Below are 17,732 nucleotides of genomic sequence, written 5' to 3' on the forward strand. Positions count from 1 at the left end.
GGCCGTCGGCGCCGCGAAAGCCGCGCACGCGGAGGCCGTCACGAGGCCGCTGGGGCCGCGATAATCGAGGCATGCGCTTCGAGATCCTTGGCCCGGCCCGGGTGCTGGACGAGGACGGCGAGCCGGTCGTGCTCGGCGGCCCCCGGGTGCGGGGGCTGCTCACCCTGCTGGCGCTCGACGCGGGCCGGGTCGTCGGCGCGGAGCGGCTGGCCGCCGGTCTTTACGGCCCCGAGCCGCCCGAGGGCGTGGCCAACGCGCTCCAGGCCCAGGTGTCGAGGCTGCGCAGGGCGCTGGGCAGGGATCAGGTGGAGTTCCACCCGGCGGGCTACCGGCTGGCGGCCGACCCGCGGGACGTCGACGCGCACCGGTTCGAGCGGCTGGCCGGTGACGGCAGGCAGGCTCTCGACGCCGGCGACCCCCGCCGAGCGGCTCCGCTGCTGCGTGAGGCGCTGGCGCTGTGGCAGGGCCCGCCGCTCGCCGACGCCCCGCACGCGGAGGCCGCCGCCGCCGGGCTGGAGGAGCTGCGCCTGGCCGCCGTCGAGGACCGCGTCCAGGCCGACCTGGAGCTGGGCGCCCACCGCGAGCTGGTCGCCGAGCTGCGGCGGCTGACGGCCGCCCACCCGCTGCGCGAGCGGATGCGGGCGCAGCTCATGCGGGCCCTGTACGGCAGCGGCCGGCAGGCAGAGGCGCTGACCGCCTACGACGACGCCCGGCGGATCCTCGACGAGGAGCTGGGCATCGAGCCGGGAGCCGAGCTGGCCGCGGCGCAGCTGGCCGTGCTCAGGGCCGACCCGTCGCTGGCGGCCACCGCGGCGCCCGTCAGCAGGCAGGGCCTGCGCGCCCAGCTCACCAGCTTCGTCGGCAGGGCCGAGGAGCTCCGCCAGGTCGGCGCCCAGCTCACGGAGGCCAGGCTGGTCACGCTCATCGGCCCCGGCGGGGCGGGCAAGACCCGGCTCGCGCTGGAGGCGGCCGAGCAGGCCACCGGCGACGTCTGCTTCGTGCAGCTCGCGCCCGTCACCGAACCCGCCGACGTGCCTAAGGCGGTGCTGACGGCGCTCGGCCTCCGCGACACCCGCCTGTCCGGCCACGACCGCCCGCCGGCCGTCGATCCCGTCTCCCACCTGCTCGCCGCGCTCGCCGACCGCGGGCTGCTGCTGGTCCTCGACAACTGCGAGCATCTCATCACCGCCGCGGCCGAGCTGGCCGACCTGCTGCTGGCCTCCTGCCCCGCGCTGCGCGTGCTGGCGACCAGCCGCGAGGCCCTGGGCATCACCGGCGAGTCCATCCTGCCCGTCGCGCCGCTGCGGCTGCCGCCGCCCGACGCCGCGAACCCGTTCGACTACCCCGCCGTCCGGCTGTTCGCCGACCGGGCGGCCGCGGTCCGGCAGCCGGTCGACGAGACGAACCTGGCCCAGGTGGCCGGCATCTGCCGGGCGCTCGACGGGCTGCCGCTCGCGATCGAGCTGGCGGCCGCGCGGCTGCGCACGATGTCGGTCGGCGACGTGGCGGCGCGGCTCGACGACCGGTTCCGGCTGCTGGCCCGTGGCAGCCGTACGGCCCTGCCCAGGCACCAGACGCTCCGCGCGGTCGTGGCGTGGAGCTGGGACCTGCTGGACGAGCGCGAGCAGCGGATGGCCAGGCGGCTGACGGTGTTCGTGGGCGGCGCCACCCCCGAGTCGGCGGAGCGGGTGTGCGGGCTGCCGGAGGAGGTGCTGTTCTCGCTGGCGGAGAAGTCGCTGGTCGAGGTCGTCGACGGCCGCTACCGGATGCTGGAGACGATCCGGGCGTTCTGCGCCGAGCAGCTCGCGGAGTCGGGCGAGACCGAGGCGATGCGCGAGGCGCACGCCGACCGCTACCTGGCGCTGGCCGTCGAGGCCGACGGCCACCTGCGCACGGCCGAGCAGCTGGAGTGGCTCTCGCGCCTCGACGAGGAGAGCGGCAACCTGGCCGCCGCCGTACGCTGGGCGGCCGAGACCGGCCGGGCGGCGCTGGGCATGCGGATCCTCGCCTACTCCGCCTGCTACTGGTGGATGCGCGGCCACCGGGGCACCAGCGCGGACCTGGCCGACGGGCTGATCGCCGGCATGGGACAGACCCCGCCCGCGGGTCTCCAAGAGGAGTACGCGCTGTGCGTGCTGGTCGCGGCCTGGGGCAGCCGGCCCGGCGACGACCTGCGCGCCCGGCTGAAGACGCTCCGCCGCCTGCTGCCGGCCGAATTCCTGTCGACGCGGCTGGAGTTCCTGACGATGATGCTGCCGATGTTCACCGGCCCGCCGGACGACTACGAGGGCGTCAGGAAGCTGATGGCCCAGTACGCCGGCGCCATGCCGCCCTGGTCACAGGCGCTGATGCACTGCGGTGTCGCGTTCATGCTGCAGATCATGGGCCGGGGCGGCGAGGCCCGAGCCGAGTTCGAGCGGTCGCTGGCCGACTTCCAGGCGGTCGGCGAGCGCTGGGGCGCCACGCTGGCGCTGAGCGGGCTCGCCGAGCTGGCCTACGAGCAGGGTGACTACGCGGCCTCCCGGGCACTGGCCGACCAGGGCCTGCGGACGTCTCAGGAGCTGGGCTCGGTGGCCGACATGGCCGAGTGCCTGTGCCTGAGCGCGGACTCCGTGGCCCGGCTGGGCGATCTCGACGAGGCGCGGGCCGGCTATCTGCGGGCCGCCGAGATGGCCCGGCGCATCGGCGCGGGCGACACGCTGGCCAGGGCGCACGTCGGGCTGGGCGAGCTGGCGGTGCTCCGCGGCGACCTCGGCGAGGCCCGCGCGCTCATGGAGCAGGCCCTGACCGAGTGCTCCGGCGACTGGTACAGCTCGGAGGAGGTCCGCGCCCGCATCCAGGCCGGGCTGACCGGCCTCGCGGAGATCGTCAGCGGGCGGTAGGCGGCCGGTCAGCGGCCCTGATCATCCTGGGCACCATGAAGAGCAAATGGTCCTGCCTGGCCGTCGCGTGCCTGGCCACCCTCCTTCTCTCGCTCGACATGACGGTCCTGCACCTGGCCCTGCCCAGGCTGGTCGGCGATCTCGGCGCCAACGCCACGCAGTTGCTGTGGATCGGCGACATGTACGGCTTCGCGCTCGCGGGCCTGCTCATCACCATGGGCAACCTCGGCGACCGCATCGGCCGCAAGCGCCTGCTGCTCATCGGAGCCGCCGCGTTCGGCGCGGCCTCGGTGCTGACCGCGTACGCGCCGAGCCCGGAACTGCTCATCGCGGCCAGGGCGCTGCTCGGTGTGGCCGCGGCGACGATCATGCCGTCGACGCTGTCGATCATCCGCAACGTCTTCACCGATCCCGGCGAGCGGACCGCCGCCATCGGCATCTGGAGCGGGATGAGCGCCGTCGGGTTCGCCGTGGGCCCGGTCATCGGCGGGCTGCTGCTCGACCACTTCTGGTGGGGCTCGGTCTTCCTGATCAATGTGCCGATCATGGTGCTGGTGCTGGTCGCCGGCCGGCTCGTCCTGCCGGAGTCGCGCAACCCCGACGCCGGTCGCATCGACCTGCCGAGCGTGGCGCTCTCCTTCACCGGCATCGTGACGGGCATCTATGCGATCAAGGAGGCGGCGCACCAGGGGTTCGAGCACGCCGGCGTGCCGGTGGCGGCGGTGCTGGGCATAGCGTGCCTGGGGCTGTTCGTCCGGCGGCAGACCAGGCTGGCGGAGCCGCTGATCGACATGCGGCTGTTCGGGAACCGGGCGTTCAGCGCGTCGATCGGCACCAACATGCTGGCGATCTTCGCGATGATGGCCATGACGCTGATCCTCGCCTGGTATTTCCAGCTCGTGCTCGGCTGGACGCCGCTGCAGGCCGGGCTGGCCACCCTGCCGGGCGGGCTCAGCGGCGCGGTCGGCGGCATCCTGGCGGCCCGGCTCATCGGGCTCCAGGGCCGGAACGGCGTCGTGGCGCTCGGCCTGGCGCTGACCGCGGGCGCCTTCCTGTCCTACAGCCTGCTCGGGCTCGACACGGGCTTCCTCGCGGTGCTCGCTCCGCAGCTGATCGGCGGGCTCGGCGTCGGGCTCACCTTCACCGTCAACAACGACAACGTGCTGGCGACCGCGCCCAGGGCACGGGCCGGGGCGGCGGCCGCGGTGTCGGAGACGGCGTTCGAGCTGGGCGGGGCGCTGGGCATCGCCATCCTGGGCACCGTGCTGAACAGCTCCTACAGCGCCGGCCTGCGCCTGCCCGCCGGAGTGCCCGGCGAGGCCGCCAGGGAGTCGATCGCCGGCGCGCTGCAGACGGCCGAGACCCTGCCCCCGGCACTGGCCGGGCAGGTCATCGAGGCGGCCCGGAGCGCGTTCGTCGAGGCCATGCACCTCACGGCGCTGTCCACCTCGGCGATCCTGGCCGTGGTGGCGGCGCTCGCGCTGGTGGGGCTCCGTGGCGTGCCCAAGGTCATCCCCGAGGAGCAACTGACCGCGGTCCACTGACCCGGCCCTGGTCAGGCCGTGGACTCGGCCATTGACGCGGCCGCTCAGGTCGATGCGCCCGGCCGGTCAGGCGGTGGGCTCGGCGGCGCAGGGCCTGATCCGGACCGGTGACAGGCTGTCGAGGCGGGTGCCGATCATCCGGGCCAGCCCTTCGATGGCCTGGATGCCCGAGCCCTCGCCCGGCTGCTGGTCCGTCTGCACCGACAGCAGCAGATCGCGCCCCGGCCCGACGATCCGGCCGTAACTCGTGACCGCCCAGGTGTTGTGGATGAACGGCCGCGGCGTCCAGCCGTTCTTCAACGCCACCCGGTCACCTCGCCGGGCGGCGGCGCTGACACCCCACGCCTGGTCGCGCACGACGTCTCCCATCAGGCCGAGCACCAGGTCTCGATCGGCGCCCAGCCCCTTGTCACCGCCGATCAGCACCTTCAGCAGCCGCAGGCGGTCGGCGGGGCTGGTGGTGGTGCCGCCCCAGTAGCGGCTCGGCCCCGGAGTCGTCTCGCTCAGACCCACTTTCCGGTAGAACCCGCTCATCCCCTCCCCCGCCCCGACCCGCCACCACAGCGCGTCGGCGGCGGAGTTGTCGCTCTCCCTGATCATGCGTGAGGCCAGGTCGCGCTCATCCTCGCCCAGCCGGGCACGGCGCAGCAGCAGCGCGGTCAGGATGTCGACCTTGACGCCGCTGGCGGTGATCATGTCGTGCTGGTGCTCCCCATGGCCGAGGGTGATGCCGGTGATCCGGTCGCGCGCGGCGTACACGATGCGGCCCGGCTGCCTGACCAGGTAGCGGCCGATGTCGCGGACGAGCTCGGCCCTGGCCGCGGCCCCCGCCCGAGGGTCGGGGATGGTCAGCAGGCACCGCTCGACCCGCACCCAGGGCACCCGTGCCGCCACGGGCACCGGCGGCCGCTCAGCCCCGCACCCCGCCATCAGGGCCACTGTCAGGGCGGCGCCCACCTGCAATGTCGCACGCATCTACAAACCCCCAGGAAAATCACCGGGGGTATAAATCGGTTTCTTCCCGGCGGATCAGCCCGCCACACCCATCACAGGTGCTCGCTGAGGAAGTCCGCGGTCGCGTCGACGGCCTGCGTGACGTACGGCTCGCGGTCGTAGAGGTCGATGTGCTGCTTGGCGTCGACCCAGACGAGCTTCTTGGGCCGGTCGAGCCGCCGGAACGCCTCCTCCGCACCCTCCGGCGAGCAGAACCGGTCCACCACGCCGTGCACGATCAGCGCCGGTTTGGGGGACAGGAAGTCGGCGCCCATCATGTTGTCCACGGTGATCAGTTCGCGCACACTGGCCCGTGTGACCTCGTTCGCCCAGGTCGCCGACGCGCCACGCGCGCCGCCGTAATAGGCGTACGGCTCGTCGCCGGGCATGGCCGCCTCGCCCTCTTCCGCCACGGCGGGAAGGTACTCCACCGGCCCGCCCAGGTCCTGCCGCTCCAGCACCTCGGTGAAGGAGGCCAGCGCCGCCTGGTAGTCCATGCCCGACCGCATCGCGTAGGGGTTGTTGTACGCCCCGGCGATCCCGGCGAAGACCTTCACCCGGGGCTCGAAGGCGGCGAACCGCAGCGCGTATCCCCCGCCCAGGCAGATCCCGACCACGCCGATCCGCTCCGGGTCCACCTCGGGCCTCGACCGCAGCAGCGACACCGCGGCCCGCAGGTCGCCCAGCTTGGCCTGCGGGTCCTCGTGACGGCGCGGCTCACCGCCCGACTCGCCCCAGTTGCGGTGGTCGAAGGCCAGCGTCACGTAGCCCCGCTCGGCCAGCCGCTCCGCGTAGAGGCCGGTGACCTGGTCACGCACTCCGGTGAACGGCCCGGTGAACACCAGACCCGGCCTCGGCCCCTCTCCTTCGGGCACCCGAAGGTCCCCTGCCAGCACGATCCCGTCTGCGGTGAACTCAACCCTCATGTCCCCATGATCCCGCCTGTGCCGGTCAGGAGTCGAAGCCGAGACCCATCCGGTCGAGCGCGCGCAGCCAGAGGTTGCGCCTGCCCTGGTGCTGGTCGGCCTGGGCGATCGACCACCGGGTGAACTGGATCACCCCGGACCGCACCGGCTCCGGCGGGAACGGCATCGGCTTCTCCCGTACCATCCGCAGGCCGGTCCGCTCGGTGCGCTCGCCCGAGAGCAGGTCGAGCATGACGTTCGCGCCGAAGCGGGTGGCGCCGACGCCCATGCCGGTGTAGCCGACGGCGTAGGCCAGCCTGCCGGCGTGCGCCTGACCGTAGAAGGCGCTGAACCGGCTGCAGGTGTCGATCACGCCGCCCCAGCGGTGCGTGAAGCGCACCTCCGCGAGCTGTGGGAACGTGGTGGCGAAGTGGCCGGCCAGCTTGACGAACGTCTCGTCGCGCTGGTCGTACTCCGGCTTGACCAGGCCGCCGTTGTAGTAGACGGCGTCGTAGCCGCCCCACAGGATCCGGTTGTCGTCGGTCAGCCGGTAGTAGTGGAACTGGTTGGCTCCGTCGCCTATCCCCTGCCGGTTGCGCCAGCCCAGCTCGGCGAGCTGCGCGCCGGTCAGCGGTTCGGTCATGAGCGCGTAGTCGTACACCGGCACCACGAAGTGCTTGAGCCGCCGCAGCAGCGGCGGGAACACGCCGGTGCCGAGCGCGACGCGGCGGCCGGTGGCGACGCCGTGCGGCGTGCGCAGGCTGATCGTGACGCCGTCGTCGTCGAGCGAGCGAACCGGGCTGCGCTCGTAGACCCGGACGCCGAGCGCGACGCAGGCCTCGCGCAGCCCCCAGGCCAGCCGCGCGGGGTCGAGCATGGCGCAACCGCTGCGCTCCCAGAGCCCGCCCAGGTAGGTGGGCGAGTTGACCTCGGCCCGCACCTGGTCCTGGTCGAGCGGCACGTAGTCGAGGCCGAGGTCGGAGATGAGGTCGAGGTGCTCGTTCAGCGCGTCGAGCTGCCACGGCTCGGTGGCGACGTTCAGCTCGCCGGTGCGCTCGAAGGAGCAGTCGATGCCGTAGCGCTCCAGCGTCCGCTCGATCTCGTCGAGGTTCTCCACGCCGAGGCGTTCGAGGCGGCCGATCTCGTCGGGCCAGCGTTCGAGGCCGTTGGACAGGCCGTGAGTGAGGGTCGCCATGCAGAAGCCGCCGTTGCGGCCGGAGGCCGCCCAGCCGATCCTGCGGCCTTCGAGCAGGACGACGTCCTGCTCGGGGTCGCGCTCCTTGGCCAGCAGGGCGGTCCACAGCCCCGTGAAGCCGCCGCCGACCACGACGAGGTCGGCGCTGGTGTCGCCGATGAGCCGTGGCCTTGGTTCTGGACTGGCCGGACTGTCCAGCCAGTACGGCTTGCGCTCCGCGTCAGCAAGCGCCTTCAGCGGATCCACACATTCCACTTCCCCACGGTGTTGGTTCTCTGATTTTCAGGCCCGGCGACGTGCCGCGACCGAAGTGGCGATGGCGATCAGCACACCGACGCCGAAGATCAGCGTGCCCATGACGTTGACCTGCGGCGGAATGCCGGTCTTGACCGACCCCACGATCCACAGCGGGAAGGTGATGGTGGAGCCGTTCACGAAGCTGGTCACCACGTAGTCGTCAATCGACAGCGCGAACGCCAGCATCGCCCCCGCCAGCACGCCCGGCATGATCGACGGCAGCGTCACCTGCCGGAACGTCCCCCAGGCGGTCGCCCCGAGATCCCTGGCCGCCTCCTCCATCGCCGGGTCCAGCACGATCACCCTGGCCCGTACGGTGACGACGACGAACGACAGCGAGAACAGCACGTGCGAGATGATGATCGTGTTCGCGTCGCGCGGCACGTTGCCCGAGACGAACAGCGACAGCAGCGACGCCCCCATGACCAGCTCGGGCGTCGAGATCGCGGCGAAGACCAGGAAGTTCGTCACTCCCTGGCCCCGGAAGCGGTAACGGCCGACGGCCAGTCCCAGCATGGTGCCGATCACGACGGTGATGACCGTGCTGACCAGGGCGATCACCAGCGAGTTCTGCAGCGCGACGGTCAGGTCGGAGATGTCGAAGAGGCGGTCGTACCACTTGAGGGTGAAGCCCTGCCAGGTGGTGTTCGACTTGCTCTTCTTGTCGTTGAACCCGAACAGGATCATCACGGCGATCGGCGAGGACAGCCAGACGATGACCAGCCAGGTGTAGGCGTGCAGCAGCTTGTCCCCGAGCCTGCGGCCCCTCATTGCGCCACCGCCTCTAGGACGTTCTCGGTGCCGAGCGCCCTGGCATAGATGAAGATGCCCACGAGCAGCACGGCCATCAGCGTGAACGACAGCGCCGAGGCCGTCGGGTAGTTGAGGTTCGTCAGATACTCGGTCTGGATGACGTTGCCGATCATCGTGTTCGACGTGCCGCCGAGTATCTGCGCGTTGACCGGGTCGGCGGTAGCGGGCACGAACGTCATCAGCACCCCGGCGAACACTCCCGGCAGCGACAGCGGCAGCACCACCCGGCGGAAGGCCGACAGCCGCGTCGCGTACAGGTCGTAGGCCGCCTCGATGACCCGCGGATCGACCCGCTCCAGCGCCACGTAGATCGGCAGGATCATGAACGGCAGGAAGTTGTAGGTCAGTCCGCCCACCACCGCGAACGTGGTGGCCAGCACGTGGAACTCGGGGTTCAGCAGGCCCCAGCCCTTCAGTGTGCCGAACAGGACGCCGTCGTCGGCCAGCAGGAAGCCCCACGAGATCGTCCGCAGCACGAACGACACGAAGAACGGCAGCAGCAGCAGGAACAGGTACACCGACTTACGTGTCCCGCCCTTGAAGGCGATCCAGTACGCCACGGGGTAGCCGATGATCAGCATCGCCACCGTGGCGAGCCCGCCGTACAGGAGGGAGCGCAGGAATTGCGTACTGTAACGGCCGATCGCGTCGGAGTAGTTGGAGACGCTGAACGTCATGGCGAAGCCGTCGATCGCGTTGCCCGTCTGCAGTGACACCGACGCCATGGCGGCCATCGGCACGACCAGGAAGATCGCCAGCCACATCCAGCTCGGCAGCGCCAGCAGATACGGGGTGAGCCGCTTCATCTCCTACGCCTGCGTGATCGACTGGAAGATCGGGTTGAAGACCTGCTCCTGCGCCGTGCTCAGCTTGACGTAGGTACGCAGCTTGGCGTACTCGGCCTCCGACGGGAACATCAGCGGGCTCTCGACCATCTGCTCCAACGACTGCTTCCCCTCGCCCGTCGCCTTCGTGGCCTTCTCGCGCAGCAGATCCTGTACGGCCGGCACCGGCGTGACGTACTGGATGAACTCGTCCAGCTCGGCGGCGACGGCCGGCTGGTAGAGGTAGTCCATGAGAGTGATCGCGTCGACCGGGTTGGCGGCGTTCTTGGGGATGAGCATGTTGTCGGTCCAGATCGTGCCGCCCTCCTCGGGCACGACGAACTTGACCGGCTCACCGGCGAGCTGCCGCTGGAAAACGTCGCCCGACCAGGCCATGCTGATCCAGACGTCGCCCTTGGACACGGCATCGATATAGCTCTGGTCGTAATATTTCCGGACGATTCCGGCGTCGCGTTGGGCCTTGAGCTTCTCCCCGGCCTGCTTCCAGTCGGCCTCGGTCGACTTCTCCGGGTCGAGGCCCAGGGCGAACATGCCGAAGTTGGCGATCTCCTGGGCGTCGTTCATCATGCCGACGCGGCCCTTGTACTTCGAGTCGAAGAGCGATCCGATGCTCTTGATGTCGTCCTCGACGTACTTGGTGTTGTAGGCGATCCCGGTCACGCCCGACGTGTACGGCATCGTGTAGACGTTGCCGGGGTCGTAGCTGCGTTCCTTGTACTTGTCACCGGCGTTGGCCAGGAAGTTCGGCATCTTCGAGTGGTCGAGCGGCGTGGCGTAGCCCAGCTCGATCATGTGCTGGAGCTGGATGCCGTTGGTCATCACGACGATGTCGTAGCCGGACGACTGGCCCGCCCTCAGCACGGGGTCGAGCTTGCCGAAGAACTCGGCGTTCTCGTTGATGACCTCTTTGTACTGGTACGAGATGCCGGTGGCCTGCTGGAACTTCTTCAGCGGCGCCTGGTCCTCGGGCATGTACTCGGGCCAGTTGGCGAAGACCACGCGGCCGTGCTTGGTCTGCTTGGCCCAGTAATCCTTGACGGCGTCGGTCTTGGGCGCCTCCGCCTTCTTGCCCTGCACGCCGCAGGCGGCGAGGGCGAGCCCGGCGGCGGACAGACCGGCGATCCTGAAGGCGTCCCGACGAGTGCGGGCCTGAGTCATGCCCCGCAGAAGGGCCGGGTTGAGCGAGCGGTTCATGGCTCAACTTCCAATCGCATAAGAGTGCTGCGCCCGCCACGACAGCCAGACGGGGTCGCCCCGCTCTGCGGTGGTCGTCGAGTCGAGCGCGTTCTGCTGAAACACCGTGATCTCCGCCCCATCCGCGAGGCTCACGGCGTAACTCGTGTAAGTCCCCAGGTAGACCACCTCGGCCACGGTGCCGGGCACGACGCTCACGTCGCCGTTGGGCTTCTCCGTCGAGATGGTGATCTTCTCCGGCCGGACGGTCACGCTGACCTGGCCGTCCTGCTCCGGCACCAGCACCCGGCCGCCGCCGATGGGCAGCACGCCGCCGGTCGCCGTGCCCGCGAGCAGGTTGGAGGTGCCGATGAACCCGGCCACGAAGGTCGTCGCGGGCCGCTCGTAGATCTCGCGCGGCCCGCCCAGCTGCTCGACCAGGCCGTCGTTCATGACCGCGATCCGGTCGCTCATGGTGAGCGCCTCGCCCTGGTCGTGCGTCACGTACACGAACGTGATGCCGACCTCGCGCTGGATGCGCTTGAGTTCGATCTGCATGGCCTGGCGGAGCTTGAGGTCGAGCGCGCCGAGCGGCTCGTCGAGCAGGAGCGCCCGCGGCTTGTTGACCAGGGCGCGCGCCAGCGCCACCCGCTGCTGCTGGCCGCCGGACATCTCGCGCGGCCGGCGCTTCTCCCGGCCGGTGAGGTCGACGATCTCCAGCATCTCGCTCACGCGCTGCCTGATCTCCTGCTGCGGGACCTTGCGCTGCTTGAGTCCGAAGGCCACGTTGTCCCACACGCTCATGTGCGGGAACAGCGCGTAGGACTGGAAAACCATGTTCACGTCCCGCTTGTTCGGCGGGACGTCCGTCACGTCGCTGCCATGCAGCCTGACCACGCCGCGCGACGGGTCCTCGAACCCGGCGATCATCCGCATGGTCGTGGTCTTGCCGCACCCGGACGGGCCGAGGAGGGAGAAGAACTCCCCCTCGGCGATGCCCAGCGTGATGCCCTTGACGGCCTGGACGACCTCGCCGTGTGAGAGATACTCCTTGACGACGTCATCTAGTTCGATCGCGTTCAGCTCGGCCATGTCCAGGTACTGTCCTCTTAGTCGCCGATGTAGTGCATGACGTGCTTGACCCGGGTGTAGTCATGCAGACCGAACACCGAAAGGTCCTTGCCGTACCCCGAGTGCTTGAAGCCGCCGTGCGGCATCTCCGACACGAACGGGATGTGCGTGTTCACCCAGACCACGCCGAAGTCCAGCCTGTTGGACATGCGCATGGCGCGGCCGTGGTCGGACGTCCAGACGGAGCCGCTCAGGCCGTACCTGACGTCGTTGGCCTTGGCCAGCGCGTCGGCCTCGTCGGAGAACGTCTGGACGGTGATGACCGGGCCGAACACCTCGTTCTGCACCATCTCGTCGTCCTGCTTGAGCCCGTCGACGATGGTGGGGGCGAAGAAGTAGCCCTTCTCGCCTACCCGATTACCGCCGGTGAGCACCTTGGCGTGCGCCGGGACGCGCTCGATGAAGCCCTGCACCCTGGTCAGCTGGGTCTCGTTGTTGAGCGGGCCGTACAACGCCTCGTCGTTGGACAGGTCACCGGTCACGGTGCCCGCAGCGGCCTCGGTGAGGGCGGCGACGAACTCGTCGTGCACACTCTCATGGACAAGTACCCGGCACGCGGCCGTACAGTCCTGGCCCGCGTTGTAGAGGCCCGCAGTGGCGATGTCACCGGCGGCCTTGCGCAGGTCCTTGACGTCCTCGAAGACCACGACGGGCGCCTTGCCGCCGAGCTCCAGGTGAACCCGCTTCACGTCCTCGGCGGCGGTCTTGGCCACCGCCATGCCCGCGCCGACGGAACCGGTGATGGCGACCATGGCCGCGGTCGGATGGCCCACGACGAGCGCGCCGGTGTCCCGGTCACCCGTCACCACGTTGAAGACCCCGGCGGGCAGCACCGAACCGATGATCTCGGCCAGCTTGAGCGTGGAGGCCGGGGTGGTGTCGGACGGCTTGAGCACGATCGTGTTGCCCGCGGCCAGCGCGGGGGCGATCTTCCAGACCGCCATCATCATCGGGTAGTTCCACGGCGTGACCTGCCCGATGACGCCGATCGGCTCGTGCCTGATGACGCTGGTGTGCTCGGCGAGGAACTCGCCCGACGTCGGGCCCTCCAGCGTACGGGCCGCGCCGGCGAAGAAGCGGAAGTGGTCGGACGCGACCGGGGTCTCGTCCTCGGCCATGCGGGCCCGCGGCTTGCCGGTGTTCAGGCACTCCGCTTCGTTGATCTCGTCGGCCCGGGCGTCGATGGCGTCGGCGACCTTGAGCAGCAGGTTCGCCCGCTCCCCCGGGGTGGTCTGTCCCCATGACTCGAACGCGGCGGCCGCGGCGGCGTAGGCGGTGTCGACGTCCTCGGTGCCCGAGATCGGGGCCTGCAAGTAGGCCTCGCCCGTGCACGGGTCGATGACATCGGAGAATCGGCCGCTCTTGGCGTCCACGAACTCACCGTTGATGAAGTTCTGCAGACGGGTGGTCAAGGTATGACCTCCTCGTGAGGTGGCTGAGATGCCGAGACTCTTACAGAGCACATGCATCACGACAAGGGATTTCGTGGTGAATATATCAAATTGCTACGAAATCGCTTGACAGAGGCCTAATAACTGACACCATGTCGCACCAGGACGGCAACGCAGCGGGAATGCGCCCGCAACGCCGGACCGCTAGGAGGCCCCCACACGATGTCCACGCCGCCCCGCGTACGCCGCAGCAATGACGCCGCCCCCGCGCCGTTCGCGCTCGACGATCTCTCCAAGCAGATCATCGAGCAGCTCCAGGGCGACGGGCGCATGCCGTATGCGGCGATCGGCAAGGCCGTCGGCCTCTCGGAGGCGGCGGTCAGGCAGCGCGTGCAACGCCTGCAGGACGCCGGGGTGATGCAGATCGTCGCCGTCACGGACCCCCTCACGCTCGGCTTCCCGCGCCAGGCGATGATCGGGGTGAACTGCGAGGGCGACCTGGATTCGATCGCGGACGAACTGGCGGCCATCGACGAGATCGACTACGTCGTCCTGACGGCCGGGTCCTTCGACGTCATCGTCGAGGTGGTGTGCGAGGGTGACGGCCACCTGCTGGAGATCCTCAGCAAGATCCGGGCCATTCCGGCCGTCCGGGCCACCGAGTCGTTCGTGTACCTGAAGCTGCGCAAGCAGACTTATTCGTGGGGAACACGCTGAGCTGACCCGAGGCGGGCCCGTAGGTCCGCCTCGGCCATGGTCGAAATATTACCGTCAGCTGGTCAACTGAATGGTGGCGATCTCCCAAGGGCGCAGCGCGAGGCGGACGCTTCCGGATGAGACAGGCAGCGGGTCGCCTGGACGGCCGCGGAGGTCGGCATGGCGAGCCTGGGTGAACGAGCCGGAGACGACCGCCTCCGCGGAGGTGTCCGACAAAGCCACGACACGGAGTTCGTGCCAGCCGTCGCGGACCCTGAGCGAGGTCATGACCACGCCGTCGCCCGTCACCGACAGGCCGGGGGCCGCCGAGGGCAGGGTGAGCGACGGGTCGCCGGTGCCGGGAACCGCGAGGAGGTCGTGCCGGAACGTCTCGGCCGCCGGCGGCACCGCCTCCCACGAGCCGCTGTACGGCATGAGCGCCAGGCTGACCGTGCGCAGGCCGCGTGACTGGGCGGCCGGGGTCGGCAGTTGGGGGCCTGCCGGTTCGGGGCGCATGGCGTGCAGGTTGCGGGAGAGGTAGCCGACCGAGCGCAGCAGGGTGAGGGCGAGCTCCGCGCCGCCGTCGACCAGCTCGTACTCGGTGACGTGCTCCAGCAGCGCCGCGACCCCGCCGGCGGCCACCCACCCGGAGGCCGGGAACGTGGGCAGCGGCTCCTCACCACAGCCCGGCTCCGCGGTCAGGCCGCGGGTGACGACCGCGAACTGGCCCTCCGCGTACGAGGCCGCCGCCTGCGCGGGCACCGGTACGTGCAGGCGTACCCGGTGGTCGGAGCACCGGTTGTCGAACGAGACGTGCAGTCTGACGTACGGCTCACCGGCCCGCAGTTCGACCCGCGTGTCGACGACGATCTCCTCGGTCGTCTCGGTCCTGGCGGCGGCCGGGATCTCCGGGGTGCCGTCGATGCCCTGGCCCGCGGCGGGCCAGCGGTAGGTGCGGCGGACGTCGAAGGCGGCCAGCAGCGGGCCCGAGTAGACCGGCGCCAGCTCCACCGACTCCGGGTCCGACACGATCCGGTCGTCGGCCGGGGGCGCGTAGTTGTAGGTGTCGCCCACGTCGCCGCCGTCCACGATGCGGCCCGCGCCGGAGAGGGTGGTCCCGTCGGCGCCGGTCAGCGTCAGCGTCCCGTCCGCCGCCACCTCGACACGCAGCAGCCCGTTGTCGAGCGCCCGCTCCTCGGCCCGCACCCCGGCGACCGGCGCACTCCCAGCGGAGGAGCCGTGCACCGCCGAAGCGTCGTACGGCGCCGGGCGGACGCTCGTGTGCCCCAAGGGCGGCGTCTCGACGAGCGCGGCCACCGTACGGCGGGCCTCGGCGACGATCCGCACCCGGGTCACCCCGTCCAGCGCCCCGCGTACCTGCGCCACATTGAAGGCCACCGCGGACTCCCGCGCCACCGTGAACGTCAGCGTGCCGTCGTCCACCGACCAGCCGGTGATGTGCTGACCGTACAGCTCCGTGCCGTGGATGAAGGTCAGCGCGGTGGCCGGATCCATCTCGGCGTCCAGCAACAGCGTGGGCGCGTACTCCAAGGTCTGCGCGGGCACCGGCGCGCCGGCCGGGTCCACCAGCGGGTCCCGGCCCGCCACGTCCACCACCACGACGCCGCGCCGGGCGGCGGGTGTCGGGTTGACGACGAGCACCCCGTCCGACGGTACGGCGGCCGACAGCCTGGCGGTCACCATGTCGCGTACGGCCTGCCCTAGCTGCTCGGCCTCGGCGATGCGCGCGGCGACCTGCTGGGCCGTGTCGTCGACGCCGCAGCCGGTCACCGAGTCGTGCCCGCTGGCGTCCACCAGCCGCCACCACGCCATGTCGAGGAACCGGCCGGGCCAGTCGCCGCCCCACAGCGTGGCCAGCGGCTCGGCGTAGCGCTCGACCATCCGCTCGGCCCGGCCCATGGCCTGCTTGACGTGGGCGCGTACGGAGATGACGCCGGGCAGGATGTTCGCGCGGGCGTGTGAGCGCAGCTCGCCGGAGACCCGGGGCAGCCCCTCCACAGAACCCGAATGAGCCCCGATATATCCGATCAAGGTGTCCATGCGGGCGCCGATGTCGGCCACCATGCCGGGCAGCCCGCGTACGGGAGCCGAATGGTCGGTCCCGTACATCGCCAGCAGCGCCCCCTCGGGCCCGTGCCATTCCCGCATCCGCTGGATGAACTCGCCGGCCCGCTCCGGCAGCTGCGCCGGATCCTCGAACAGGTGCGCCCCGTTGCCATATCCACCGGCGGGCAGGTACTGCGTCCGCAGGGCCGTGCCGTCAGGCGCGACCCAGGCGAAGGCGTCGGTCACCACGGACGACGGCACCCCGCGATAGACGCAGGCGTGCAGCAGCCCGGCCCGCCGCAGGATCTGCGGCATCTGGGCCGTGTGCCCGAACATGTCGGGCAGGTAGCCCACCGCCATGGCCCCGCCGAGCTTGTCGGCCCGGCTCATGCCCAGTTCGAGGTTGCGCACGATGTTCTCGCCCGAGCACAGGAACTCGTCGAGCAGGATCTGCCACGGCCCGACCGCCAGCCGCCCGGACTCCACCAGGGCGGCGATGCGGTCGCGGTTCTCCGGCCGGACCTCCAGGTAGTCATCGACGCAGGCCAGCTGACCGTCGAGGGTGAAGTGGTAGCCGGGCTCGCGCTCCATTGTGTCGAGCACCTCGTCGAGCAGCGCCACCAGCCGCAGCCGGAACCGCTGGAAGGGCTCGTACCACTCCCGGTCCCAGTGCGTGTGCGGGACGACGACGATTTCGGCGCTCACGCGGCTTCCCCTCCGATCGGCAGGTCATGCTGTACGGCGAAGCAGGCGGCGATGCTCTGGGCCGTGACGATGTCCGCCAGCCCACCGGCCGCGGCGGTGAGCGGCGGCTTGCCCTCGTTGACGTAGGCGTGGAAGGCGGCCAGTTGCACCTCGAACGCCTCGGTCACGTCCCGCCATTCGGTCCGGCTCTCAGCACCGGCGACCCCCGAGACCACGGTCAGCCTCGTGGGCGCGTTCATCAGGTAGGGAGAGGGGAAGACCAGCTCCAGCGAGCCCTTGTCGTGGTGGATGGCCACGGTCTCCCGGTAGGCCGGGTAGTCCTCCAGGTAGTGCCACCGGATCGAGAACCGCCCGCTGACGGGCAGCGTCCCGGAGACCTCGATGGACCCGGGCCCCGGCCCCCACGTCTCAACTGCCGAAATATCGGCAGGCGACCCGGTAAAGCGCCTCAAGAGCGACGAATCGTGGCATATCGAGCCGAGGGCCACCCCGTACAGGGCCCGTACCGAGTCGGGAGCCGAGTCCCCGAGCGCCCGGGAGACCAGCGCGTCCTCCGCCGCCCGCAGCGAGGCCAGCAGCTCGGGGTCCACGTCACGGGCCGCCGTCAGGTTCGCGAAGGCCAGCTGGGATCCGGCGCTCGGGTGCAGCACGGTCACCTCGACCGACCGGATCGCGGCCGGACCGCCCAGCTCGGCCAGCAGCTCCTCGGCCCGGCGCACGGCCGGGTCGTACTGCTTCATGTAGCCGACCATCAGCCGCCCCTCGGGCAGCGCCTCGACCTCGGCCCTGGTCAGCGCGAGCGGCTTCTCGCAGAGCACGGCGTAGCCCGCGGCCAGCGCCTGGCGTACCGGCTCGCCGTGGGAGCCGGAGGCGAGGATGAGCACGGCGTCGAACCCGCCCTCGGCCAGCATGCTCTCCACGGCCGTGAAGCGCTTCGGCGCCCCCAGCCGGTCGCCGACGGCGTCGGCGGCGGTCCGCGACAGGTCGCAGACGGCGGTCACCTCGAACAGGTCACGGCGCCTCGACAGCAGCGGTACGTACACCGCCTGCGTGACGGCACCGCACCCGACAAGCGCGATCTTCAAAGCCCGATCC

At 70.7% G+C, this 17,732-nt stretch carries 13 protein-coding genes; 3 read left to right on the forward strand and 10 right to left on the reverse strand.

The genetic code is table 11. The features are described 5' to 3' along the window. Positions 1 to 71: 71 nt before the first annotated feature. Together ACGFNP_RS17905 and ACGFNP_RS17910 are read left to right on the forward strand one after the other, a co-directional pair. The gene (locus ACGFNP_RS17905) at positions 72 to 2,882 is read left to right on the forward strand and encodes a BTAD domain-containing putative transcriptional regulator (RefSeq protein WP_393319782.1); all 2,811 of its coding nucleotides are present in this window, start codon (positions 72 to 74) and stop codon (positions 2,880 to 2,882) included. A gap of 35 nt (positions 2,883 to 2,917) precedes the next feature. Further along, the gene (locus tag ACGFNP_RS17910) at positions 2,918 to 4,426 is read left to right on the forward strand and encodes an MFS transporter (protein WP_393319785.1); all 1,509 of its coding nucleotides are present in this window, start codon (positions 2,918 to 2,920) and stop codon (positions 4,424 to 4,426) included. Between the two features lie 66 nt (positions 4,427 to 4,492). On the opposite strand, the gene ACGFNP_RS17915 is transcribed toward ACGFNP_RS17910, so the two are convergent. From ACGFNP_RS17915 to ACGFNP_RS17950, 8 genes are all read right to left on the reverse strand, one after another. Continuing rightward, a complete protein-coding gene (locus ACGFNP_RS17915) occupies positions 4,493 to 5,401 on the reverse strand; it encodes a serine hydrolase (protein ID WP_393319788.1) in 909 nt (302 codons plus the stop codon). A 71-nt stretch (positions 5,402 to 5,472) separates the two neighbouring features. Next, positions 5,473 to 6,345, reverse strand: a complete 873-nt coding sequence (locus ACGFNP_RS17920; RefSeq protein ID WP_393319791.1) for an alpha/beta hydrolase — start codon at positions 6,343 to 6,345, stop codon at positions 5,473 to 5,475. A 25-nt stretch (positions 6,346 to 6,370) separates the two neighbouring features. Further along, positions 6,371 to 7,765, reverse strand: a complete 1,395-nt coding sequence (locus tag ACGFNP_RS17925; protein WP_393319794.1) for an NAD(P)/FAD-dependent oxidoreductase — start codon at positions 7,763 to 7,765, stop codon at positions 6,371 to 6,373. Positions 7,766 to 7,801: 36 nt separating this feature from the next. After that, positions 7,802 to 8,587, reverse strand: coding sequence for an ABC transporter permease (locus ACGFNP_RS17930; RefSeq protein WP_393319797.1), 786 nt, complete (start codon positions 8,585 to 8,587; stop codon positions 7,802 to 7,804). Continuing rightward, positions 8,584 to 9,435 carry an ABC transporter permease gene (locus tag ACGFNP_RS17935; RefSeq protein ID WP_358317419.1) on the reverse strand — a complete coding sequence of 284 codons (852 nt, stop codon included), beginning with the start codon at positions 9,433 to 9,435 and terminating at the stop codon, positions 8,584 to 8,586. The genes ACGFNP_RS17930 and ACGFNP_RS17935 overlap by 4 nt, the downstream gene beginning before the upstream one ends. 3 nt (positions 9,436 to 9,438) lie before the next feature. Beyond that, a complete protein-coding gene (locus tag ACGFNP_RS17940) occupies positions 9,439 to 10,668 on the reverse strand; it encodes a spermidine/putrescine ABC transporter substrate-binding protein (protein ID WP_393319800.1) in 1,230 nt (409 codons plus the stop codon). A 3-nt stretch (positions 10,669 to 10,671) separates the two neighbouring features. Next, complete coding sequence (locus ACGFNP_RS17945; RefSeq protein WP_358317415.1) at positions 10,672 to 11,739, reverse strand: ABC transporter ATP-binding protein; 1,068 nt, start codon at positions 11,737 to 11,739, stop codon at positions 10,672 to 10,674. A 17-nt stretch (positions 11,740 to 11,756) separates the two neighbouring features. Then, positions 11,757 to 13,190: a gamma-aminobutyraldehyde dehydrogenase gene (locus ACGFNP_RS17950; protein ID WP_393319803.1), complete on the reverse strand. Its 1,434-nt coding sequence runs from the start codon at positions 13,188 to 13,190 to the stop codon at positions 11,757 to 11,759. Between the two features lie 201 nt (positions 13,191 to 13,391). Here ACGFNP_RS17950 and ACGFNP_RS17955 point away from each other — a divergent pair, with 201 nt between their 5' ends. Next, the gene (locus ACGFNP_RS17955) at positions 13,392 to 13,886 is read left to right on the forward strand and encodes an Lrp/AsnC family transcriptional regulator (protein ID WP_358317411.1); all 495 of its coding nucleotides are present in this window, start codon (positions 13,392 to 13,394) and stop codon (positions 13,884 to 13,886) included. 54 nt (positions 13,887 to 13,940) lie between these two features. Here ACGFNP_RS17955 and ACGFNP_RS17960 read toward each other — a convergent pair whose 3' ends face one another. Both ACGFNP_RS17960 and ACGFNP_RS17965 read right to left on the reverse strand, forming a co-directional pair. Beyond that, positions 13,941 to 16,637 carry an alpha-mannosidase gene (locus tag ACGFNP_RS17960; RefSeq protein WP_393319806.1) on the reverse strand — a complete coding sequence of 899 codons (2,697 nt, stop codon included), beginning with the start codon at positions 16,635 to 16,637 and terminating at the stop codon, positions 13,941 to 13,943. Next, the gene (locus tag ACGFNP_RS17965) at positions 16,634 to 17,722 is read right to left on the reverse strand and encodes a Gfo/Idh/MocA family protein (RefSeq protein ID WP_393319809.1); all 1,089 of its coding nucleotides are present in this window, start codon (positions 17,720 to 17,722) and stop codon (positions 16,634 to 16,636) included. Before ACGFNP_RS17965 ends, ACGFNP_RS17960 begins: the two co-directional genes overlap by 4 nt. Between the last annotated feature and the right edge of the window lie 10 nt (positions 17,723 to 17,732).

It is taken from the genome of Nonomuraea sp. NPDC049269 (genome assembly GCF_043197155.1).
In the GTDB taxonomy this organism is placed as follows: domain Bacteria; phylum Actinomycetota; class Actinomycetes; order Streptosporangiales; family Streptosporangiaceae; genus Nonomuraea.